The sequence below is a fragment of the Pseudomonas sp. FW215-R2 genome (assembly GCF_058789255.1).
The window spans coordinates 25,494-47,217 of record NZ_JBYTBO010000016.1; the positions used below are offsets into that span (position 1 = coordinate 25,494).

Genomic DNA, 21,724 nt, shown 5'->3' on the forward strand with positions numbered 1-21,724 from the left:
GGAAGCTGCCATGCCTGACTCCAATCCCCTCCTGCAACGCTGGACCCTGCCACCCTGGCCGGATATTCGCGCCGAGCATCTGCTACCGGCGATCAACAGCATCATTGCCGACAACCGACAAATCATTGCGCAAGTGATCGCCAGTCAGGTCGAGCACCCCGGCTGGGATGATCTGGTGCTGAGCATCGATGAAGCGGATGCCCGTCTCAATGAAGTCCGCTCGATTCTCGAAACGTTGTCGATGGTCAGGTCCGACGATGCCACGTGGCTCGTGGAAAGCACCAAGGCGCATCTGGCGATCAATCAGTATCGTTCCGAAAAATCCCGCAATCGCCCGCTGTACGAGGCCTGCCAGCGTTTGGCGCGGAGCTCGATCGCGGCCAACTTCGATGAGTCACGCAAGATCGTGCTGGCGCGGATACTGCGCAAATTCAGGCAGTCGGGCATCGAGCTTCCCACTGAGCAACAGCAGGAACTGGCCCGGTTGAACCTTGAGATCGGCGGCCTGGAATCCGTGTTTTTGACCCACCTCGAACGCTGGACCGAGACCTGGAGCAAACGGATCGACGACGTTGCACTGCTCGCGGGTCTGTCACCGGCGATGAGGGATCGCCTGGCGCGCGCCGCACGCGAGGCCGGCCATGACGGCTGGCTGATCCGTCTGGATCAGAACACCTGCAATCACATCCTCAAGTACGCCGAGAACCGTGCCTTGCGGGAAGAATGCTGTGTGGCCTACGCGACCCGCGCCTCCGATCAGGGGCCGTTGGCCGGCCGCTTCGATAACGGCCCGGTACTGACGGCGTTGCTTGCCTTGCGCCAACAGAAAGCCCGTTTACTTGGCCACGAAAACGCCGCGCAACTGACGCTGGCAAAAACCATGTCCGGGACGACAGCGTGGGTCAGTGATTTTCTCCAGCACCAGGTTGCGCAGTTGGCGCCGGCTCTCGAGCAGGACGCCATACAACTGGCCGCCTTTGCGTTGCAACGCGGCATCGACCGGATTCAGCCATGGGATGAAGACTTTCTCGCCGAACAATGGCGCCAGCAGCAGTTTCCCGGTGCGCTGGACGACCTGCGTGATTACTTCCCGCTCGAGGGTACCCTGCGCCGGCTCTGTCTGTTCTGTGAGCGCATGTTCGGGATCCGCATCGTCGAGCAAATCGGCGGCAGGCACTGGCATGACGATGTACGGCTGCTGGAAATCAGCGAGCACGAGCAGATCATCGGCTACATCTACCTCGACCCGTTTCACCGCGAAAACGCTGCGGATTTCGCCGGCACCTCCACGCTGCGCAACCGCCGGATCAATGCCGAAGGGCGCCCGGCGCTCCCCATTGCTGTGCTCTACAGCAATTTCACTCCGGCCACTGACAGCCATCCGTGCCGTCTCGAACTCGACGACCTGCAGGTACTTTTTCATGAGTTTGGCCACTGCCTTCAGCACGTACTGACGCGTTCACCTCATCACACCCTGTCCGGCATCCTGCAACTGGGCCATGAGGCAGCGGAATTCTCCGGGCAACTGTTCGAGCAGTGGTGTCAGTCGCGAGAGTTTGTGCTGTGGCTCGGCGCGCATTTCCAGACCGGCGAACGCCTGAGTGCCTCACGGGTCGACGCCGCCCTGACGGCCAGCCAGGCCCACGCCAGCCGGCAAAAAGCCTTGTTGCTGATGGGTGCCATCATCGATTTCGAGCTGCACCTGACCCACGGCGATGGGCGCTCTGTCGAAACGGTTTGCGCCGACGTGCAGAGGACGATGATTCACCTGCAACTACCGGACGGTCACCGGTTCGCCAATGGTTTCGATTACATGGTGACCCAGTACGACGCCTCGGTTTACGCCTATATCTGGTCGGGAGTGCTGGCTCAGGAAGCGTTCAAGCGTTTCAGCCGCGACTGGGTGTTCAATGTGAAAACCAGTCGGGCATTGCGCGAAACGTTCTTTGCACCCGGGGCCGGGCGCCCCTTGCTGGAAGCGGTAGAAGCGTTCGTCGGCCGGCCAGTCAGTGAAGACGTGGGTGCCGGCCGTTCGATCATCCGACGGGTTACTTCAGATTGACGGTCTGGAACCAGCTCTTCATCGAGCAAGTAGCGAACGCACTGGTGCTGCAATCGCCATTGGCCAGCGCGGTACGCAGCTTCTCGACATCAGCCTGCATGACGTAGCGAACGCCGTCCTTGAAGTGACCGCTTTCACCGAAACCGCCCTGGGTCATTTCGTTCAGGGCGTCTTCCTTGCTCCAGCCCTGCACCACGATGCGGTACATCGCGGCCATCAGGCCGGTGCGGTCGGAGCCGTGCTTGCAATGCATCAACACCGGGCCGTTGGCTTCGGCGGTCTGGATCGCGCGCAAGGTCTTGAGCACGTCGCTGTCATCGACATGATTGGTGCGATACGGCAGTTGCACCTGATTGATGCCAGGAGCGTTCAGCCAGCTCGAATCCGCTTCCGGCAGAAAGTTGATGACCGTGGCCACTTTCAGGTTTTGCAGCAACGGCACGGCACCGGCGTCAGGCAGCGCACTGCGATAAAGCGTGGGCGACATCTGAAAGAAGTTGTATTTCACTTCGACCGGTTGCGCCCATTCCGGAGGACGAGAAACCGGCGCATCTGCGGCATGGGCCGGGATCGAGCCGAGCAGGGCAAGCAGCGAGAAACAGATCGCAGAGGAAAAACGCTTCAAGGACATGCTGAGTGGTGACCGTGTGGGATTCGTCAGTGAGGGCCGCAGCTTGAGGGTTGTCCAGTCAAATCCCTGTGAGGCGTTTGTCAAAGAAACGTGAAGCCAGGGACATCCTTCGTCGCAAATCCGGGCTTTTTTTCGGCTGAATCGATTCATCCGGTTGGTTAGGCTGCTACCATTTGTCACATCATGTTGCAGACGCGTCCCCCTTTTCCGGGTCATTTCCGGCCACGTCGCAACCGACCACTCAAAAGCCGTCCCCAGAAGCGGCTGATAACCATCAATGCCTGATGAGGTGCACCCCATGTCTGATCAAGATCGAGACAACCCGCGGCGTGAGTTTTTGCGCAAATCCCTGACCCTGATCCCGGTGGTCACCCTCGCCGGCACCGGACTCGGTAGCAGCGTGCTGCAAGCCGCCCCGGAAAGCGCACCGGCTGCGGCACCGGCAAAACCGGCCGGCGCTGACGCGGGCGTCTATCAGCCGAACTACTTCACCGCCGAAGAATGGGCGTTCATCAATGCCGCCGTCGCGCAACTGATCCCCAACGATGCCCAGGGCCCTGGCGCTCTCGAGGCTGGCGTGCCGGAATACATCGACCGCCAGATGAACACGCCGTACGCCGCCGGTGCCCTCTGGTACATGCAAGGCCCGTTCAATGCCGACGCTGCGCCCGAGATGGGCTGGCAGAGCAAACTGGTGCCAAAAGAGATCTATCGCCTCGGCATCGCCGCCACGGATCAGTGGGCAAAATCCCTCAATGGCAAAACATTTGCCGAGCAAGACAGCGCTACCCGAGACGATCTGCTCAAGCAGCTTGAAGCCGGAAAACCGCAATTCGACGCTGTTCCCGCGAAGATTTTCTTCAATCTTTTGCTGCAAAACACCAAGGAGGGGTTCTTCTGCGACCCGATCCACGGTGGCAATAAAGGCATGGTCGGCTGGACCATGATCGGCTTCCCCGGCGCCCGCGCCGATTTCATGGATTGGGTGGAACGCAACGAGCAATACCCCTTCCCGGCAGTTTCGATTCGCGGCGAGAGGGCGTGAGCATGGCAACGGTAATGAAGAAGGTCGACGCAGTGATCGTCGGTTTCGGCTGGACAGGCGCAATCATGGCCAAGGAGCTGACCGAAGCCGGTCTCAACGTGCTGGCGCTGGAACGCGGGCCGATGCAGGACACCTACCCTGACGGCAACTATCCCCAGGTGATCGACGAACTCACCTACAGCGTGCGGAAAAAACTCTTCCAGGACATCTCCAAAGAGACCGTCACCATCCGTCACAGCGTCAATGACATCGCCCTGCCGAACCGCCAGTTGGGCGCGTTCCTGCCGGGCAATGGCGTGGGCGGCGCCGGGCTGCACTGGTCGGGCGTGCACTTTCGTGTCGATCCAATCGAGCTGCGCATGCGCAGCCACTACGAAGAGCGTTACGGCAAAAGCTTCATCCCCAAGGACATGACCATCCAGGACTTCGGCGTCAGCTATGAAGAACTGGAACCGTTCTTCGATTTCGCCGAAAAAGTCTTCGGCACCTCCGGCCAGGCCTGGACCGTGAAAGGCCAGCTGGTCGGCCAGGGCAAGGGCGGTAACCCATACGCGCCGGATCGTTCGAACCCGTTTCCGCTGGAAGCGCAGAAGAACACGGTTTCCGCACAACTGTTCGGCAAAGCGGCTACCGAAGTCGGTTACAAACCCTACAACCTGCCTTCCGCGAATACGTCAGGGCCGTACACCAACCCTTACGGCGCGCAGATGGGCCCGTGCAACTTCTGCGGCTTCTGCAGCGGCTACGTTTGCTACATGTATTCCAAGGCCTCGCCGAACGTGAACATTCTGCCGGCGCTGAAACCGCTGCCGAATTTCGAACTGCGGCCCAACGCCCACGTCCTGCGGGTCAACCTCGACAGCACGAAAACCAAAGCCACCGGCGTCACCTACATCGACGGCCAGGGTCGCGAGATCGAGCAACCGGCGGATCTGGTGATCCTCGGCGCGTTCCAGTTGCACAACGTACGGCTGATGCTGCTCTCCGGCATCGGCAAACCGTACGATCCGGTCAGCGGCGAAGGCGTGGTCGGACGTAACTTCGCCTACCAGAACATGGCGACCATCAAGGCGTTCTTCGACAAGGACACCCACACCAACAACTTCATCGGCGCCGGCGGCAACGGCGTGGCGCTGGACGACTTCAACGCCGACAACTTCGACCACGGGCCACACGGTTTCGTCGGTGGCTCGCCAATGTGGGTCAACCAGGCCGGCAGCCGTCCGATTGCCGGCACCTCCAACCCGCCGGGCACGCCGGCCTGGGGCAGCGACTGGAAACGCGCGACCGCCGATTACTACACCCACCAGGTGTCGATGGACGCTCACGGCGCGCATCAGTCCTACCGTGGCAACTACCTCGATCTGGACCCGGTGTACCGCGATGCCTACGGCCTGCCGCTGCTGCGGATGACCTTCGACTGGCAGGAAAACGACATCAAGATGAACCGCTTCATGGTCGAAAAAATGGGCAAGGTCGCGCAAGCCATGGGCCCGAAAGCCATTGCCGTGCTTGGCAAGAAAGTCGGTGAGCACTTCAACACTGCGTCCTACCAGACCACCCACCTCAACGGTGGCGCGATCATGGGCACCGATCCGAAGACCAGCGCGCTGAACCGCTACTTGCAGAGCTGGGACGTGCACAACGTGTTCGTCCCGGGTGCGTCGGCATTCCCGCAGGGCCTGGGTTACAACCCGACCGGGCTGGTCGCCGCGCTGACCTACTGGTCGGCGAAAGCGATCCGCGAGCAATACCTGAAAAACCCCGGCCCGCTGGTTCAGGCTTAAGGAGCGATGACCATGAAGACTCTCGTTATCGCGACCCTGGCGCTGCTCGGCAGCGCATCCCTTTACGGCGCCGAAGTTGATCAATCCTTGATCAAAAAAGGTGAATACCTCGCTCGTGCCGGTGACTGCGTGGCCTGCCACACGGCCAAGGACGGCAAGCCGTTCGCCGGTGGCCTGCCGATGGAAACCCCGATCGGCACGATCTACTCGACCAACATCACCCCGGACAACACCGGGCTGGGCGGCTACAGCTTCGAAGAGTTCGACCAGGCTGTGCGTCATGGCGTCGCCAAAAACGGTAGTACCTTGTACCCGGCGATGCCGTACCCGTCCTACGCCCGTGTCAGTCAGGATGATATGCAGGCGCTCTACGCCTATTTCATGCACGGCGTTGCACCGGTGGCGCAGGAGAACAAGGCCAGCGACATCCCGTGGCCATTGAGCATGCGCTGGCCGCTGATGGGCTGGCGCTGGTTGTTTGCGCCGAAGGTCGAGGACTACAAACCCGCGTCGGACGATGCCGTCGTCAGCCGTGGGGCGTATCTGGTGGAAGGCCTCGGACATTGCGGCGCCTGCCATACGCCACGGGCCCTGACCATGCAGGAAAAATCCCTGAGCGCGGCCGAAGGCAGCAGTTTTCTGTCAGGCAGCGCGCCGCTGGAAGGCTGGATCGCCAAGAGCCTGCGCGGCGACCACAAGGATGGCCTCGGCAGCTGGAGCGAAGAGCAACTGGTGCAGTTCCTCAAGACCGGCCGCAGCGACCGCAGCGCAGTATTCGGCGGTATGAGCGACGTGGTCACCCACAGCATGCAGTACATGACCGACGCCGACCTGACCGCGATCGCCCGTTACCTGAAATCGCTGCCGGCCAATGATCCTGCCGACCAGCCACATCAGTACGACGAGAAAGCCGCCAAGGCTTTATGGAACGGTGATGACAGTCAGCGTGGCGCGTCGGTGTACATCGACAACTGCGCGGCGTGCCACCGCACCGATGGCCACGGCTACACCCGGGTGTTCCCGGCGCTGGCGGGCAACCCGGTGTTGCAATCGGAAGACCCGACGTCGCTGATCCACATCGTGCTCAAGGGCGGCACGCTGCCTGCGACGCACACCGCGCCGTCGACCTTCACCATGCCCGGCTTCGCCTGGCGTCTGTCGGATCAGGAAGTGGCGGACGTCGTGAGTTTTATTCGTGGAAGTTGGGGTAACAAGGCCTCCGCCATTACTGCGAAAGATGTTGCCAAGTTACGAACCGACGATATGACTACAACATCAGCCGGCGACCTTGGACAAGTAACCAGTCACAACTAAGCACAACAACCCCTGCATGATCAATCATGCAGGGGTTGTTCATTCAATAGTTGTTACGGATTGGTAATACTGGCATAGGCTTTGGCCAGGGCAACCAGCTTGGCTCGATCCTGCTCACCGATCTCACCGTCGCGATCCACATCGTGCTCCAGACGGCCAATGCTGAAGGTATGGCCGCCATCCCTGGAGGTCGCGGTGACGAAAATCGGGTCAACCAGCATTTCAGTCTGTACGCCGGCTTCGGCATCCCAACCCAACTCTTTACGCGCAAGTTCCATGGAAACCAGTGTATTGGGCTCCGATGGGCCGGGTTGCATCAATTGCAGAAAAATACCGCGCGAATTAAAAAACGACATCATCAATTCCTTTTGTCTTGTATATAATCAAGTGTTGTGAAGCGGAGTGAATACTACGAACTTGAACAGTAAACGAACAGCCAACTTATGTTTCTTTAATTTTCGCAACTACAACTTTACATCTAAATAAACTTACAACTAACCGCGCGATTTCTTGATGGACGGCCGAACGGTAGTGGATCATCTGCCACCTTGCAGATACTGTATGCATATACAGACAAAGGACACCCGTGATGACCAGCCTCTTGCCCCCGCGCGGTCGCGGCACCGCGACCAACCCGCACAACCGCTTCGCACCCAGTCGTTCGGTGGCCGAAGACGATGGCTGGTATCAGGAAGTGCCACTGACCCAGGGCACCGAAGTCCGCTTCGAAACCGCGAAGACCATCATCACCCGCAACAGCTCGCCGGACTTGCCCTTCGACCGCTCGATCAATCCCTATCGCGGTTGCGAGCATGGCTGCATTTATTGCTACGCGCGGCCGAGTCACGCCTATTGGGACATGTCGCCGGGGCTGGATTTCGAAACGAAGCTGATCGCCAAGACCAACGCCGCCCAGGTGCTGGAAGAGCAGCTTGGGAAAAAAGGCTATCAATGTGCGCCGATCAATCTGGGCTCCAATACCGACCCGTATCAACCGATCGAACGCGAACACAAAATCACTCGCCAGACCCTCGAAGTATTACTGCGCTACCGGCACCCGGTGACCATCGTCACCAAGGGCTCGCTGATCCTGCGTGACCTCGATCTGCTCACCGAACTGGCGCAGCAACGGCTGGTGGCGGTGATGATCAGCCTCACCACCCTGGACGATGAGCTCAAACGCATTCTCGAACCCCGGGCCGCCGCGCCCAAGGCCCGATTGCGGGCGATCCGGGTGATGCGCGAAGCAGGGATTCCAGTCGGTGTGCTGTGTTCGCCGATGATTCCGATGATCAACGACAGCGAAATCGAAAGCTTGCTGACCGAAGCCCACGCCGCCGGTGCCCAGAGCGCCGCGTACATGATGCTGCGCCTGCCGCTGGAAGTGGCGCCGCTGTTCGAGGAATGGCTTGAAGCACATTACCCGCAGCGCGCCGCCCATGTGCTGAGCCTGATCCGCCAGAGTCGTGGCGGCGAGCTGTACGACAGCCGTTTTGGCGCACGGATGCGCGGTGAAGGGCCGTTCGCCGACCTGCTCGCGCAACGCTTCGCCAAGGCGTTGAAACGCCTGGGACTCAATCACCGCGAAGGTTTCAATCTGGATTGCACAGCCTTTTGTCCGCCGGGTCGCCAGATGGCGCTGATTTAGGGACAATTGGCCTATGGTTGAGTGGAGGGAATTGCTTGCCCGGTTACGCTGGTCACGTTTTTTGTGACCTGGAACACACGTTCTAGAGCGCTTGATTCAGTTTGAGTTAAGTTTCGGCGGTTACCTTGTTCATCGAGTGACTGACGGGTCGGGATGACCCGGATGTTTTTAAACAGCCACTGGCTTCATACCGGAATACACGGGAACGACTCCCCGAATCCGCCAAAGAGGATGAATCATGAGTGACAAGGATAAACAGCCGTTGGCTGCGTCGGCGCAAGCCGTCCCTGGGGCGGAATCCGCCGATGCAGCGCTGCGACATATCGTTGACGGCTTTTTGCATTTTCATCATGAGGTCTTTCCGCAACAGGAAGAACTCTTCAAGAAACTCGCCACGGCCCAGTCGCCACGGGCGATGTTCATCACTTGCGCCGACTCGCGCATCGTCCCGGAACTGATCACCCAGAGCTCCCCCGGCGATCTGTTCGTGACCCGTAACGTCGGCAACGTCGTTCCGCCCTACGGCCAGATGAACGGTGGCGTTTCCACCGCCATCGAATACGCGGTACTGGCGCTTGGCGTGCAGCACATCATCATTTGCGGCCACTCCGATTGCGGCGCCATGCGCGCAGTGCTCAATCCGGACAGCCTGGAAAAGATGCCGACGGTCAAAGCCTGGCTGCGCCATGCCGAAGTCGCGAAAACCATGGTGCATGACAACTGCAACTGCACCGACGAAAAAGAAAGCATGCCGATCCTCACCGAGGAAAACGTCATCGCCCAACTGCAGCACTTGCGTACCCATCCTTCGGTAGCCTCGCGCATGGCGAACGGTCATCTGTTCATCCATGGCTGGGTCTACAACATCGAAACCAGCGAAATCAAAGCTTACGACGCGGATCAGGGACGCTTCCTGCCGCTCGATGGCAGCCATCCGATTCCGGTGGCGACGCCCAAAGCGCGCTTCTAAATCCTCCTAAAAATCCGTGTGGTCTGACGCCGGTCGCTGTTTCAGCGGCCAGGCTTCGCCACGCCTGAAGAAAACTTCGGGAGAGTCATCATGCGTGCGGCTCAATTGAAAGCTGTGTTGCCACGGGAGCTGCTGGCTTCGGTGGTGGTGTTTCTGGTCGCCCTGCCACTGTGCATGGGCATTGCGATTGCTTCGGGGCTGCCGCCGGCCAAAGGTTTGATCACCGGGATCATCGGTGGGCTGGTGGTGGGTTGGCTGGCGGGTTCGCCGTTGCAGGTCAGCGGGCCGGCGGCGGGTCTGGCGGTGCTGGTGTTCGAACTGGTGCGCCAGCACGGGATCGAGATGCTCGGGCCGATCCTGTTGTTGGCGGGATTGCTGCAACTGGTGGCCGGGCGCCTGAAGCTCGGTTGCTGGTTTCGGGTCACGGCGCCAGCGGTGGTCTATGGGATGCTCGCCGGGATCGGCGTGCTGATCGTGCTCTCGCAAGTGCATGTGATGCTCGATGCCGCACCGAAACCTTCTGGCCTGGACAACCTGACAGCATTCCCCGGCGCAGTGGCCCAGGCCTTGCCGTCGTTTGGCTGGCAGGCCGGATTGCTCGGGCTGTCGACCATCGCCGTGATGTGGCTGTGGGAGAAATGCCGTCCGCATTCACTGCGTTTCATTCCCGGCGCGCTGCTCGGTGTAGGGCTGGCGACAGGCGCCAGTCTGTTGCTGGCGCTGCAAGTGAAGCGGGTTGAAGTACCGGCGAACCTGGCAGAAGCCATCGACTGGCTGAAACCGGCGGATCTGCTGAGCCTGGCCGATCCGACCCTGCTGATTGCCGCGTTTGCCGTGGCCTTCATCGCCAGCGCCGAAACCCTGCTCTCCGCCGCCGCGGTGGATCGCATGCACAACGGCCCGCGCTCGGACTTCGACCGCGAACTGTCGGCGCAAGGGGTCGGCAACATGCTCTGCGGGCTGGTCGGCGCACTGCCGATGACCGGGGTGATCGTGCGCAGCTCGGCCAACGTCCAGGCCGGTGCCACCACGCGCTACTCGACGATTTTCCATGGTCTGTGGCTGCTGGCCTTCGTGTTGTTACTGTCGAGTGTGCTGCAAAGCATTCCGGTGGCGAGCCTGGCCGGGGTGCTGGTCTACACCGGTTTCAAACTGGTGGATCTGAAAGCCTTTCGCGGCCTGGGGCGGTATGGCCGGATGCCGATGTTCACCTACGCCGCGACGGCGCTGGCGATCATTTTCACCGACCTGTTGACCGGCGTGCTGATCGGTTTCGGTTTGACCCTGGTGAAACTGGCGTTCAAGGCTTCGCGGCTGAAGATCAGCCTGATCGATCTGCCGCAGGACGGGGAAATGGAGTTGCGTCTGGTGGGCGCGGCAACATTCCTCAAAGTGCCGGCGCTGACTCAGGTGCTCGGCAGCATTCCTGCGGGCACGACGGTGCACGTGCCGCTCAACAACCTGAGCTACATCGACCATTCGTGTCTGGAATTGCTGGAAGAGTGGGGCCGGGCCAATGCGGCCAAGGGTTCGAAGCTGTTGATCGAGTCGCGGGGATTGAAGCGACGGCTTGAAGGACGGATCCGTACCACCACCGGGATCGGTGCGGCAGGCTGAAAACATTTGGGGGAACAGAGCAATCTGTTCCCCCAATCGTTTGCGCAGAGATCAAGCCGCAGGCTGATCCAGTTCCAGGCCCACGCCCAGACGGCGACTCATGCACGGCCAGCGTTTCCACGCCGCACCGGTGTCCGGGCTGCTGAGTTTCTCGCGGTAGGCTTCCACCGACTCCAGCGCAAAGCTGTCGTCGTCGAGCATGCTGTCCACCGCGTGATGCACCACTTCATCAAGTTGATTGGCAAATTCCTCACCGAGCAACTGGTGAGCAATCAGATTGGCGACCGTCATGTCCAGGGGGATCAGTGGCTGGCCGAAATGCTTGATGTACAGGTCGTTGACCTCTTCGACAAAGCGGTGCGCCAGATAGGCTTCGTCCAGCAGACTGTCCAGGCCGACCGGCGGCTGGAGAAAGTACTGTTCGGCGATTTTCAGCACCGGTTTGATCTGTGACTCGATTCCCGCTTCCCTGGCGACTTCATTGGCTGCATCCAGCAGGTCTGGCACTTCATCGATGTAGGCGGCGACAAAACGCGTCAGCACGCCATTGGCGTCGGTTTCCGGCAACTGGATCGCCGGGTGCAGGTGTTGCAGTTGGGCTTCCAGCTGACGGGTCAGCTTTCCGGTTTCAATCTCGTGTTGTCGGGCTATGTGGATCTGCTCGCGCAATGCGGCGGTGTTCATGAAAACTCCAGGAAACAAGGCAATGAAATAGGGAAGACATAACTTAGCTGGCTTACGAAAAATGCTAAGACGCATTTGTCATAATTATTTCATCCTTGATACACCTGCGTTATATCGGTTTGCCACCACTCGTCTGCATCCTTCTCCATTCGTGCCCCGGAACGCAAGTGCCAGCTGTTTCACTCGATTGACGTCCGCGCATTGCATTTTTCAGCCGCTGTCTATACTCGCCATTGAATGGAGTTAGCTGATGACGCCCGACTGCACCCGCAGCAAGGCCCGGCGATTCAAGTTCGTAGTCTGATGCAGCCGCTCCCTTGCCGCAGGCGAAAGCCGGCGGGATAACAAGAACGATAAGGGGAACCCGCAATGATGCGACATCCACACGTCTGGATGGGCCTCCTGTTGTGGTCGATTTTCAGCCCGGTGCACGCTGCCTGGACTGTGAATATGGCGCCTGGAGCGACTGAAATCAGTCACGCAGTATTCGACCTGCACATGACCATTTTCTGGATCTGTGTGGTGATCGGGATCATCGTCTTCGGCGCCATGTTCTGGTCGATGATGGTGCACCGCCGTTCTACCGGGCAGGTCGCCGCAAAATTCCACGAAAGCACCACCGTCGAGATTCTCTGGACCGTCGTCCCGCTGCTGATCCTGGTGGCGATGGCGGTTCCGGCAACCGCCACTCTGATCCGCATGTACGACACCAGTGAGCCGGATATCGATATCCAGATCACCGGCTATCAGTGGAAGTGGCACTACAAATACCTGGGCCAGGACGTCGAGTTCTTCAGCAACCTGGCCACCCCCGCCGAACAGATTCACAACAAGGAAGCCAAGGGCGAGCATTACCTGCTCGAGGTCGACAAGCCGCTGGTGCTGCCGACCGGGGCCAAGGTGCGTTTCCTCGTCACCTCTGCCGACGTGATCCACTCCTGGTGGGTGCCGGCCTTCGCGGTCAAGCGCGATGCGATCCCCGGGTTCGTCAATGAAGCCTGGACGCGCATCGACAAGCCCGGCCTCTACCGTGGCCAGTGCGCCGAGCTGTGCGGCAAGGATCACGGCTTCATGCCGATCGTGGTCGAGGTCAAAGAGAAAGCGGACTACGAAAAATGGCTCGCCGATCGCAAGGCCGAGGCTGCGCAGCTCAAAGAGCTGACGAGCAAGGAATGGACCCTCGACGAGCTCAAGGAGCGCGGCGACAAGATCTACCACACCACCTGCGTAGCCTGTCACCAGGCCGAAGGCCAGGGCCTGCCGCCGATGTTCCCGGCGCTCAAGGGCTCGCCGATTGCCACCGGGCCGAAAGCCGATCACCTGCACCGCGTGTACTTCGGCAAACCGGGCACCGCCATGGCGGCGTTCGGCAAGCAACTCTCGGAAGTCGATATCGCAGCGGTCGTGACCTACGAACGTAACGCCTGGGGCAACAACAAGGGCGACATGGTCACGCCAAAAGAAGTGCTGGAGCTGAAACAGGCGGAAAGCAAATGAGCCGGTCTATTGCGTACTTCGTGAACCGGCCGGGGCAAGGCGCCCCGGCCTGCCAAGTCCACTCACTTGAAGGAGACCGGCCATGAGCGCTGTCATCGATGACCACGGTCATGCCGACCACGCCCACGGCCCCGCCAAAGGCCTGATGCGCTGGGTGCTGACCACCAACCACAAGGACATCGGCACGTTGTACCTGTGGTTCGCGTTCTGCATGTTCCTGCTCGGCGGCTCGTTCGCCATGGTGATCCGTGCCGAGCTGTTCCAGCCCGGTCTGCAGATCGTCGAACCGGCGTTCTTCAACCAGATGACCACCATGCACGGGCTGGTGATGGTGTTCGGTGCGGTGATGCCGGCGTTCGTCGGCCTCGCCAACTGGATGATCCCGTTGATGATCGGCGCACCGGACATGGCGCTGCCACGGATGAACAACTTCAGCTTCTGGCTGCTGCCGGCGGCGTTCCTGCTGCTGGTCTCGACCCTGTTCACCGCCGGCGGCGGGCCGAACTTCGGCTGGACCTTCTACGCGCCGCTGTCCACGACTTATGCGCCGGAAAGCGTGACCTACTTCATCTTCGCCATCCACTTGATGGGGATCAGTTCGATCATGGGCGCGATCAACGTGATCGCCACCATCCTCAACCTGCGCGCCCCCGGCATGACGCTGATGAAAATGCCGCTGTTCGTCTGGACCTGGCTGATCACCGCGTTCCTGCTGATCGCGGTGATGCCGGTACTGGCCGGGTGCGTGACGATGATGCTGATGGACATCCACTTCGGCACCAGTTTCTTCAGTGCCGCCGGTGGCGGTGACCCGGTGCTGTTCCAGCACGTGTTCTGGTTCTTCGGCCACCCCGAGGTGTACATCATGATCCTGCCGGCCTTCGGCGCCGTCAGCCAGATCATCCCGACCTTCTCGCGCAAGCCGCTGTTCGGCTACACCTCGATGGTCTACGCCACGGCGAGCATCGCGTTCCTGTCGTTCATCGTCTGGGCACACCACATGTTCGTGGTGGGCATTCCGCTGGTGGGCGAGTTGTTCTTCATGTACGCGACGATGCTGATCGCGGTGCCGACCGGGGTGAAGGTGTTCAACTGGGCCAGCACCATGTGGCAAGGCTCGCTGACCTTCGAGACGCCGATGCTGTTTGCCGTGGCGTTCGTGATCCTGTTCTCCATCGGCGGTTTCTCCGGGCTGATGCTGGCCATCGCCCCGGCGGACTTCCAGTACCAGGACACCTACTTCGTGGTCGCGCACTTCCACTACGTGCTGGTGCCGGGGGCGATCTTCGGGATCTTCGCCTCGGCTTATTACTGGCTGCCGAAATGGACCGGCCACATGTACGACGAAACCCTGGGCAAGCTGCACTTCTGGCTGTCCTTCGTCGGCATGAACATGACCTTCTTCCCGATGCACTTCGTGGGACTGGCGGGGATGCCACGGCGGATTCCGGACTACAACCTGCAGTTCGCCGACTTCAACATGGTCTCGTCGATCGGCGCGTTCATGTTCGGCGCCACGCAGATCTTCTTCCTGTTCATCGTGATCAAGACCATCCGTGGCGGCGAGCCGGCACCGGCCAAACCGTGGGATGGCGCCGAAGGTCTGGAGTGGAGCGTGCCGTCGCCGGCGCCGTATCACACCTTCACCACGCCGCCGGAAGTGAAATGAAACCCGTAGCCCTTGAGGGCCACCGCCATGGCTGACTCGATATCGCTGAAGAAACTGGTGACCCGACTGCTCGGCGTGGTGGTGGCGATGTTTGTCTTCGGTTTTGCCCTGGTGCCGATCTACGACGTGATGTGTAAGGCCTTCGGCATCAACGGCAAGACTGCCGGGCAGTACGAAGGCGAGCAGGTTGTGGACAAGTCCCGGCAGGTGCGGGTGCAGTTCCTGTCGACCAACAATGTCGACATGCCTTGGGATTTTTACCCCAAGCATGACGAACTGACGGCCAACCCCGGCGCGGTCAACGAGATGATCTTCATCGCGCGCAATCCCACCGATAAACCGATGAGCGCCCAGGCTGTGCCGAGCATCGCCCCGAGCGAAGCGGCGGCGTATTTCCACAAGACCGAATGCTTTTGCTTTACCCAGCAGGTGCTGCAGCCCGGTCAGCAGATCGAGATGCCGGTGCGTTTCATCGTTGACCGCGACATGCCCAAGGACGTGAAGCACCTGACGCTGTCCTACACGCTGTTCGATATCACCGCCCGACATCCTCCGGTGGCTGCAAACACTGGCGGTTAAGCGTGCCCGATAAGGAGAACAATAAATGGCAACTCATGAGCACTATTACGTCCCGGCCCAGAGCAAATGGCCGATCGTCGCGACCATCGGCATGGTCACCACGGTGTACGGCCTGGCGACCTGGTTCAACGATCTGAAGGCAGCGCGCCCGGAATCCCACGGCCCGCTGATCTTTTTCGTCGGTGGCCTGTTGCTGGCGTACATGCTGTTCGGCTGGTTCGGCACAGTGATCAAGGAAAGCCGCGCGGGGTTGTACAGCCCGCAGCTGGACCGCTCGTTCCGCTGGGGCATGAGCTGGTTCATCTTCTCCGAGGTGATGTTCTTCATCGCCTTCTTCGGCGCGCTGTTCTATGTGCGGCACATTTCCGGTCCGGCGTTGGGCGGCGAAGGTACCAAAGGCATCGCCCACATGCTCTGGCCGAACTTCCAGTTCACCTGGCCGCTATTGCACACGCCGGATCCGAAACTGTTCCCGCCGCCCAAGGAAGTCATCAGCCCGTGGGGCCTGCCGCTGATCAACACCATCCTGCTGGTGAGCTCCAGCGTGACCATCACCATCGCTCACCACGCCCTGAAGAAAGGTCATCGCGGTGCGCTGAAGCTGTGGCTGTTGATCACCGTGCTGCTGGGTTGCGGCTTCCTCGCCTTGCAGGCCGAGGAGTACATGCACGCCTATCACGAGCTGGGCCTGACCCTCGGTTCCGGCATCTACGGCGCGACGTTCTTCATGCTCACCGGGTTCCACGGCGCCCACGTGACCATCGGCACGATCATTCTGTTCGTGATGCTGATGCGGATCATGCGCGGCCACTTCGACAACGAGCACCAGTTCGGCTTCGAAGCCGCGAGCTGGTACTGGCACTTCGTCGATGTGGTGTGGATCGGCTTGTTCATCTTCGTTTACGTGCTCTGAAGGACAGAGCTACCAAGGCGCGTGCGACACCAGTTGGCCGCTGTAGAAACCCCAGGCAATCAAGCCGACGGTGCAAGCGGCCAATGCCACCCGAACACTCAAGGCGATGACCAGGCGATTCGAGCTGCTGTCGTCCTTGACCAGGAAAAACAGGCCGCTGAACAGGCTGATCACCGTGGCAATCAGCATCAGGACGATAGCTGCTTTGAGCATGGGAAGACTCCGGGGGTACAGGCGATGCAATCAAGTATAGCGGTCGCATTCACTGCTTTTCTGGCGCGGCCATGAAGCGCTTTCGGCCGGGCGTCGTGCCGACGCTGGTGGTCGCCTTGCTGCTGCCGCTGCTGATTTCGCTGGGTTTCTGGCAGTTGGGCCGGGGCGCGGAGAAAACCGCCCTGCTCGCCAGCTACGCCGAACGCCGCGCCGCCGAACCGATGGCCAGCACCGAGCTCGTGCACAGCACCGATCCGGCCTTTCGCCGGGTGCATCTGCACGGCCAGTTCGATGCCGCCCACAGCCTGCTGCTGGACAACCGTCAACGTGACGGCAAGGTCGGCGTCGAGCTGCTGCAACCGTTTCAGGATCAGCGCACCGGCCTGTGGCTGCTGGTCAATCGTGGCTGGCTGCCGTGGCCGGACCGGCGCGTTACCCCGCAATTCAAGACACCGGCCGATGCCGTGAATGTCGACGCCTGGGTGTATGTCGCCCCCGGCGCGACCTTCCAGTTGCACGCCGACCCGGTCAGCAGCACCTGGCCGCAAACCGTCACCGCCGTCGAACCCGCCAAATGGTGGAAAACCCTCGAGCGCGACGGCTTCGCCTATGAATTACGCGCAGAACCCGGCCCCGCCAGCTATCAGGTCGACTGGCCGGTGGTTGCCATGGGCCCGGAAAAACACCTCGGTTACGCCGTGCAGTGGTTCGCCATGGCCACCGCCCTGTTCGGTCTTTACCTCTATCTCGGCTGGCACAACGCAAAGGAGAAACTCCATGGGAGCGGCCATGAATCCACCCAGCATGTCTGAAGCAAAAGCCCCGGCCAGTCGCCGTCGCGGCCGCATTCAACTGCTGCTGATCCTGCTCGGCGTGATCGGCCCGATGATCCTCGCCACCGGCATGTACAAGCTGCAGTTCTGGGTGCCGGACGGTCGCAGCTATCACGGTGAACTGATCGGCAACGGCCAGAGCCGTGCCGACCTCGGCGTAGCGGCTGACGAAGAACGCTGGCAGATGCTGGTAACCGCGCCGAAGGACTGCGCGGTGGACTGCCAGCAACTGGTGTACCTGGCGCGGCAGATTCAGATCGGCCTCGGCCGCGATGCCGGTCGCGCCAGCCATGCCCTCGCTTCCGCGCAACCGCTGACGGCCGACTACGAAGCCAAGCTGAGCCGCGAATATCCGCAACTGCAACGCTATCCGCTGGACACCGCCGCGTTCGGCAAAGCCACCGGTGACAAAACCACGCCACAGCTGTGGATCGTCGATCCCCACGGCAATCTCGTGCTGCGCTACGACCCGAGCGTCAAGGGCAAGGATCTGCTCAACGACCTGCGCCACCTGCTGAAACTGTCGAACATCGGATAAGGGCATCGTCATGGCCAAACCTGGATTTCGCCTCGCGCTGTTTGCCACCCTGCTCGCACTGATCGTGGTGCTGCTCGGCGCCTACACCCGCCTGACTCACGCCGGACTCGGCTGCCCGGACTGGCCCGGCTGCTACGGGTTTATCAGCGTGCCGAAAAGCGAAGCCCAACTGGCCCATGCCGAACTGCATTACCCCGACTCGCCCGTGGAGGCGCACAAAGGCTGGAACGAGATGATCCACCGTTACTTCGCCGGCACCCTCGGCATGCTGATCTCGATTCTGGCCGGGCGGGCGTGGGTTAACCGCCGTCATCCGGGCCAACCGCTGAAGCTGCCGCTGTTTCTGCTGGCGGTGGTGTTCGCCCAGGCCGCGTTCGGCATGTGGACGGTGACGCTCAAGCTCTGGCCGCAAGTGGTGACCGGGCATTTGCTTGGAGGCTTCGCGACCTTGAGCCTGCTATTTCTGCTGACATTGAGACTGTCCGGCGTGCTGCCGGCGCTGACCGTGCCCAAGCGTCTTCAATATTGGGCCACCGCCGGGCTGCTATTGGTAATAGGTCAGATCGCCCTCGGCGGCTGGGTCAGTTCCAACTATGCGGCAGTGGCCTGCATCGACTTCCCGACCTGCCACGGCCAATGGCTGCCGCCGGCGGACTTCGCCAACGGCTTTCACCTGACCCAACACATCGGCCCCAATTACCTCGGCGGGCAACTCGACAGCGATGCGCGCACGGCGATTCACCTGACCCACCGCATCGGCGCCCTGCTGGTGACGATTGTCCTGCTCGGTCTGGCCTGGCAACTGAAAGTCGTGGGCATGACGCGGCTGGCCGGGCTGGTGCTGATCGCCCTCGGCGCGCAGATCACCCTCGGCATCAGCAACGTGCTGTTTCACCTGCCGCTGCCGGTGGCCGTGGCGCACAACGCCGGCGGCGCTGCCCTGCTGCTGACCATGGTGCTGGTCAACTATCACGCGCGAACCAGTCTGGTTCGGGTCAAGCAACCGATGCTTGCGCGCTGGCACCTGAGCCCGCGTAAACAGTCGGCGGCGCCCATCACGATAAAAGGAGAGACGCCATGGCGATTCTGATCGGCGAACGTCCCGCGCAGGCGTTGTGGCGAGACTATCTGGAGCTGACCAAACCGAAAGTTGTGGTGCTGATGCTGATCACCTCGCTGGTCGGCATGTTCCTCGCGACCCGCGCTGGCGTGCCGTGGACGGTGCTGGTGTTCGGCAACCTGGGGATCGCGCTGTGTGCCGGTGGTGCGGCGGCGGTCAATCATGTGGTGGATCGGCGCATCGACGCCGTCATGGCGCGCACCCATAAACGGCCGCTGGCCGAGGGCCGGGTTTCGCCCACGGCGGCACTGACCTTTGCACTGGTGCTGGCGCTGCTCGGCCAGGCCTTGCTGCTGACCTTCACCAATCCGCTGACCGCGTGGCTGACCCTGGCCTCGCTGCTCGGCTACGCGGTGATCTACACCGGATTCCTCAAACGCGCGACGCCGCAGAACATCGTCATCGGCGGCCTCGCCGGCGCCGCACCGCCGCTGCTTGGCTGGACCGCCGCCACCGGCCACGTCAGCGCCGAACCGTTGCTGCTGGTGTTGATCATCTTCGCCTGGACCCCGCCGCACTTCTGGGCGCTGGCGATCCACCGCAAGGAGGAATACGCGAAAGCCGACATCCCGATGCTGCCGGTCACCCACGGCGAGCACTACACCAAGGTGCACATTCTGCTGTACACCTTCGCCCTGCTGGCGGTCAGCCTGTTGCCGTACGTGATCCACATGAGCGGCGCGCTGTACCTGATCTGCGCCCTCGGCCTGGGCGCAAGGTTTCTGCAATGGGCCGTGGTGCTGTACCGTGGCACTCGGCCGCACGCGGCGATCAACACCTTCAAGTACTCTATCTGGTACTTGTTTCTGCTGTTCATCGCCCTGCTCGTAGACCACTACTTACTGTTGAACCTATGACTCGAACCCAGAAAACCGTCTTCATCCTCGTGGCCGTGATCGCGCTGATCCTCGGCCTGACCGTCAACAAAGTGCTGAGCGGCAAGGGCCAGGGCGACCCGACGGCGCTGATCGACGCCGGCATCATCCTGCTGCCGCAAAGCCGCAACCTGCCGGACGTGACGATGACCAATCAGGACGGCCAACCGGTCACGGTCAACGAGCTCAAGGGCAAGTGGAGCCTGCTGTTCTTCGGCTACACCTTCTGCCCGGACATCTGCCCGACCACCCTCGCCCAACTGCGCCAGATCAAGAGCGAACTGCCGAAGGACGCTGTGGACAAGTTGCAGATCGTGCTGGTCAGCGTCGACCCGAACCGCGACAACCCTGCGCAGCTGAAGCAGTACCTGGGCTACTTCGACCCGCAGTTCATCGGCCTGACGCCGAAGTCGATCGAGGAGCTGCAGAAGGTAGCCAACGCGGTGAGCATTCCGTTCATTCCGGCGGACACCAGCAAGCCGAATTACACGGTGGATCACAGTGGGAACCTGGCGGTGATCGGGCCTGATGGTACGCAGCGCGGGTTTATTCGGGCGCCGTTGAATAATGCCAAGCTGGTTGCGCAGTTGCCGGTGATGTTGAACCGCAAATAGCCAAGATCAAAAGCCTGCCCTCACCCTAACCCTCTCCCGGAGGGAGAGGGGACTGATTGGGGGATATTGGCGAGCTACACCGAATTGAACGTATTGCTTTGAATCCATAATCGCCAAGATCTTTCAGGTCGATGCAGGACGCAAGACACCTCGATCGGCCCCCTCTCCCTCCGGGAGAGGGCTGGGGTGAGGGCGCGATTTCAAATGCGCTACAAAACCCAAATCGAAGACACAAAAAAGGGGACGCTCATGGCGTCCCCTTTTTCGTTGCAGCTATATCAATCAGAACGCCGGCAACACCGCGCCTTTGTACTTCTCGGTGATGAATTTCTTCACTTCCGGGCTGTGCAGGGCAGCGGCCAGTTTCTTCATGGCGTCGCTGTCCTTGTTGTCCGCACGGGACACCAGAATGTTCACGTAAGGCGAGTCGCTGCCTTCGATGATCAGCGCGTCCTTGGACGGATCGAGCTTGGCTTCCAGCGCGTAGTTGGTGTTGATCAGCGCCAGGTCGACCTGGGTCAGCACGCGCGGGATGGTCGCGGCTTCCAGTTCACGGATTTTCAGGTCTTTCGGGTTCTGGGCGATGTCCTTGACGGTCGACAGGATGTTGGTCGGATCCTTCAGGGTGATCACGCCAGCCTTGGCCAGCAGCAACAGCGCACGGCCGCCGTTGGTGGCGTCGTTCGGGATGACCACGTTGGCGCCGCTTGGCAGCTCGTCGAGCTTCTTGATCTTGCTGGAGTAAGCGCCCAGCGGCTCCAGGTGCACGCCGGTCACGGCGACCAGGCTGGTGCCCTTGGCCTTGTTGAACTCATCGAGGTACGGCTGGTGCTGGAAGAAGTTGGCGTCCAGACGCTTCTCGGCCACCTGCACGTTCGGCTGGATGTAATCGGTGAAGACCTTGACCTTCAGATCCACGCCTTCTTTGGCCAGAACCGGCTTCACGAATTCGAGGATTTCCGCGTGCGGCACCGGGGTGGCCGCAACGGTCAGGGTTTCATCGGCGTGGGCCGAGAACGCTGCAACGGCAGCCAGGGCAACGATCAGTTTTTTCATTCAGCTAACTCCTTTTTACGGCGCCCGTCTGGCGCCTGCCAGCGAATGGCCGGCTCATG

General features: G+C 61.0%; 21 protein-coding genes. 16 read left to right on the forward strand and 5 right to left on the reverse strand.

What is annotated here, in order from left to right; genetic code table 11:
- Nucleotides 1-10 precede the first annotated feature (10 nt).
- Nucleotides 11-2,062: a M3 family metallopeptidase gene (locus AC3WRD_RS21010; protein ID WP_102621148.1), complete on the forward strand. Its 2,052-nt coding sequence runs from the start codon at nucleotides 11-13 to the stop codon at nucleotides 2,060-2,062.
- Here the strand turns inward: AC3WRD_RS21010 and AC3WRD_RS21015 are convergent.
- A complete protein-coding gene (locus AC3WRD_RS21015; protein ID WP_096822447.1) occupies nucleotides 2,049-2,693 on the reverse strand; it encodes a dual specificity protein phosphatase family protein in 645 nt (214 codons plus the stop codon). The genes AC3WRD_RS21010 and AC3WRD_RS21015 overlap by 14 nt on opposite strands.
- 298 nt (nucleotides 2,694-2,991) lie before the next feature.
- Between AC3WRD_RS21015 and AC3WRD_RS21020 the strand changes: the two genes are divergently transcribed.
- The 3 genes from AC3WRD_RS21020 to AC3WRD_RS21030 are packed head-to-tail and all read left to right on the forward strand — an operon-like array spanning nucleotide 2,992 to nucleotide 6,839.
- Nucleotides 2,992-3,738, forward strand: coding sequence for a gluconate 2-dehydrogenase subunit 3 family protein (locus AC3WRD_RS21020; RefSeq protein WP_102621149.1), 747 nt, complete (start codon nucleotides 2,992-2,994; stop codon nucleotides 3,736-3,738).
- 2 nt (nucleotides 3,739-3,740) lie between these two features.
- Nucleotides 3,741-5,525: a GMC family oxidoreductase gene (locus tag AC3WRD_RS21025; RefSeq protein WP_096822445.1), complete on the forward strand. Its 1,785-nt coding sequence runs from the start codon at nucleotides 3,741-3,743 to the stop codon at nucleotides 5,523-5,525.
- Between the two features lie 12 nt (nucleotides 5,526-5,537).
- Nucleotides 5,538-6,839, forward strand: a complete 1,302-nt coding sequence (locus AC3WRD_RS21030) for a c-type cytochrome (protein ID WP_102621150.1) — start codon at nucleotides 5,538-5,540, stop codon at nucleotides 6,837-6,839.
- A 53-nt stretch (nucleotides 6,840-6,892) separates the two neighbouring features.
- On the opposite strand, the gene AC3WRD_RS21035 is transcribed toward AC3WRD_RS21030, so the two are convergent.
- Entirely contained in the window at nucleotides 6,893-7,195 is a 303-nt protein-coding gene (locus AC3WRD_RS21035) for a hypothetical protein (RefSeq protein WP_102621151.1), read from the reverse strand.
- 233 nt (nucleotides 7,196-7,428) lie between these two features.
- Here AC3WRD_RS21035 and AC3WRD_RS21040 point away from each other — a divergent pair, with 233 nt between their 5' ends.
- From AC3WRD_RS21040 to AC3WRD_RS21050, 3 genes are all read left to right on the forward strand, one after another.
- Entirely contained in the window at nucleotides 7,429-8,487 is a 1,059-nt protein-coding gene (locus tag AC3WRD_RS21040) for a PA0069 family radical SAM protein (protein ID WP_102621152.1), read from the forward strand.
- Nucleotides 8,488-8,725: 238 nt separating this feature from the next.
- The gene (locus AC3WRD_RS21045; protein ID WP_096822442.1) at nucleotides 8,726-9,457 is read left to right on the forward strand and encodes a carbonic anhydrase; all 732 of its coding nucleotides are present in this window, start codon (nucleotides 8,726-8,728) and stop codon (nucleotides 9,455-9,457) included.
- Nucleotides 9,458-9,547: 90 nt separating this feature from the next.
- Nucleotides 9,548-11,074, forward strand: a complete 1,527-nt coding sequence (locus tag AC3WRD_RS21050; protein WP_102621153.1) for a SulP family inorganic anion transporter — start codon at nucleotides 9,548-9,550, stop codon at nucleotides 11,072-11,074.
- Between the two features lie 51 nt (nucleotides 11,075-11,125).
- On the opposite strand, the gene AC3WRD_RS21055 is transcribed toward AC3WRD_RS21050, so the two are convergent.
- The gene (locus AC3WRD_RS21055) at nucleotides 11,126-11,758 is read right to left on the reverse strand and encodes a hypothetical protein (RefSeq protein WP_096822440.1); all 633 of its coding nucleotides are present in this window, start codon (nucleotides 11,756-11,758) and stop codon (nucleotides 11,126-11,128) included.
- Nucleotides 11,759-12,127: 369 nt separating this feature from the next.
- Between AC3WRD_RS21055 and coxB the strand changes: the two genes are divergently transcribed.
- The 4 genes from coxB (at nucleotide 12,128) to AC3WRD_RS21075 (ending at nucleotide 16,416) form a co-directional block, all read left to right on the forward strand.
- Nucleotides 12,128-13,255, forward strand: coding sequence for a cytochrome c oxidase subunit II (gene coxB / locus AC3WRD_RS21060; protein WP_102621154.1), 1,128 nt, complete (start codon nucleotides 12,128-12,130; stop codon nucleotides 13,253-13,255).
- 82 nt (nucleotides 13,256-13,337) lie between these two features.
- Entirely contained in the window at nucleotides 13,338-14,924 is a 1,587-nt protein-coding gene (ctaD, locus tag AC3WRD_RS21065; RefSeq protein WP_102621155.1) for a cytochrome c oxidase subunit I, read from the forward strand.
- A gap of 27 nt (nucleotides 14,925-14,951) precedes the next feature.
- Complete coding sequence (locus tag AC3WRD_RS21070; protein WP_085733843.1) at nucleotides 14,952-15,503, forward strand: cytochrome c oxidase assembly protein; 552 nt, start codon at nucleotides 14,952-14,954, stop codon at nucleotides 15,501-15,503.
- 25 nt (nucleotides 15,504-15,528) lie between these two features.
- A complete protein-coding gene (locus AC3WRD_RS21075; protein WP_085733844.1) occupies nucleotides 15,529-16,416 on the forward strand; it encodes a cytochrome c oxidase subunit 3 in 888 nt (295 codons plus the stop codon).
- A gap of 9 nt (nucleotides 16,417-16,425) precedes the next feature.
- Here AC3WRD_RS21075 and AC3WRD_RS21080 read toward each other — a convergent pair whose 3' ends face one another.
- Nucleotides 16,426-16,629 carry a twin transmembrane helix small protein gene (locus AC3WRD_RS21080; RefSeq protein WP_065260656.1) on the reverse strand — a complete coding sequence of 68 codons (204 nt, stop codon included), beginning with the start codon at nucleotides 16,627-16,629 and terminating at the stop codon, nucleotides 16,426-16,428.
- A gap of 71 nt (nucleotides 16,630-16,700) precedes the next feature.
- Here AC3WRD_RS21080 and AC3WRD_RS21085 point away from each other — a divergent pair, with 71 nt between their 5' ends.
- The 5 genes from AC3WRD_RS21085 to AC3WRD_RS21105 are packed head-to-tail and all read left to right on the forward strand — an operon-like array spanning nucleotide 16,701 to nucleotide 20,609.
- Entirely contained in the window at nucleotides 16,701-17,441 is a 741-nt protein-coding gene (locus AC3WRD_RS21085) for an SURF1 family protein (RefSeq protein ID WP_102621156.1), read from the forward strand.
- Nucleotides 17,407-18,000, forward strand: coding sequence for a PA_0111/PP_0108 family redox-active disulfide protein (locus AC3WRD_RS21090; RefSeq protein WP_102621189.1), 594 nt, complete (start codon nucleotides 17,407-17,409; stop codon nucleotides 17,998-18,000). Before AC3WRD_RS21085 ends, AC3WRD_RS21090 begins: the two co-directional genes overlap by 35 nt.
- A 10-nt stretch (nucleotides 18,001-18,010) precedes the next feature.
- Nucleotides 18,011-19,090 (forward strand): COX15/CtaA family protein, encoded by a 1,080-nt coding sequence (locus AC3WRD_RS21095; RefSeq protein ID WP_096822435.1) that lies wholly within the window; start codon nucleotides 18,011-18,013, stop codon nucleotides 19,088-19,090.
- Nucleotides 19,078-19,977 carry a heme o synthase gene (gene cyoE / locus AC3WRD_RS21100; RefSeq protein ID WP_085733847.1) on the forward strand — a complete coding sequence of 300 codons (900 nt, stop codon included), beginning with the start codon at nucleotides 19,078-19,080 and terminating at the stop codon, nucleotides 19,975-19,977. The genes AC3WRD_RS21095 and cyoE overlap by 13 nt, the downstream gene beginning before the upstream one ends.
- Nucleotides 19,974-20,609, forward strand: a complete 636-nt coding sequence (locus AC3WRD_RS21105; RefSeq protein WP_085733848.1) for an SCO family protein — start codon at nucleotides 19,974-19,976, stop codon at nucleotides 20,607-20,609. Before cyoE ends, AC3WRD_RS21105 begins: the two co-directional genes overlap by 4 nt.
- A 282-nt stretch (nucleotides 20,610-20,891) precedes the next feature.
- Here AC3WRD_RS21105 and AC3WRD_RS21110 read toward each other — a convergent pair whose 3' ends face one another.
- Nucleotides 20,892-21,665: a MetQ/NlpA family ABC transporter substrate-binding protein gene (locus tag AC3WRD_RS21110; RefSeq protein ID WP_102621157.1), complete on the reverse strand. Its 774-nt coding sequence runs from the start codon at nucleotides 21,663-21,665 to the stop codon at nucleotides 20,892-20,894.
- Nucleotides 21,666-21,724 lie beyond the last annotated feature (59 nt).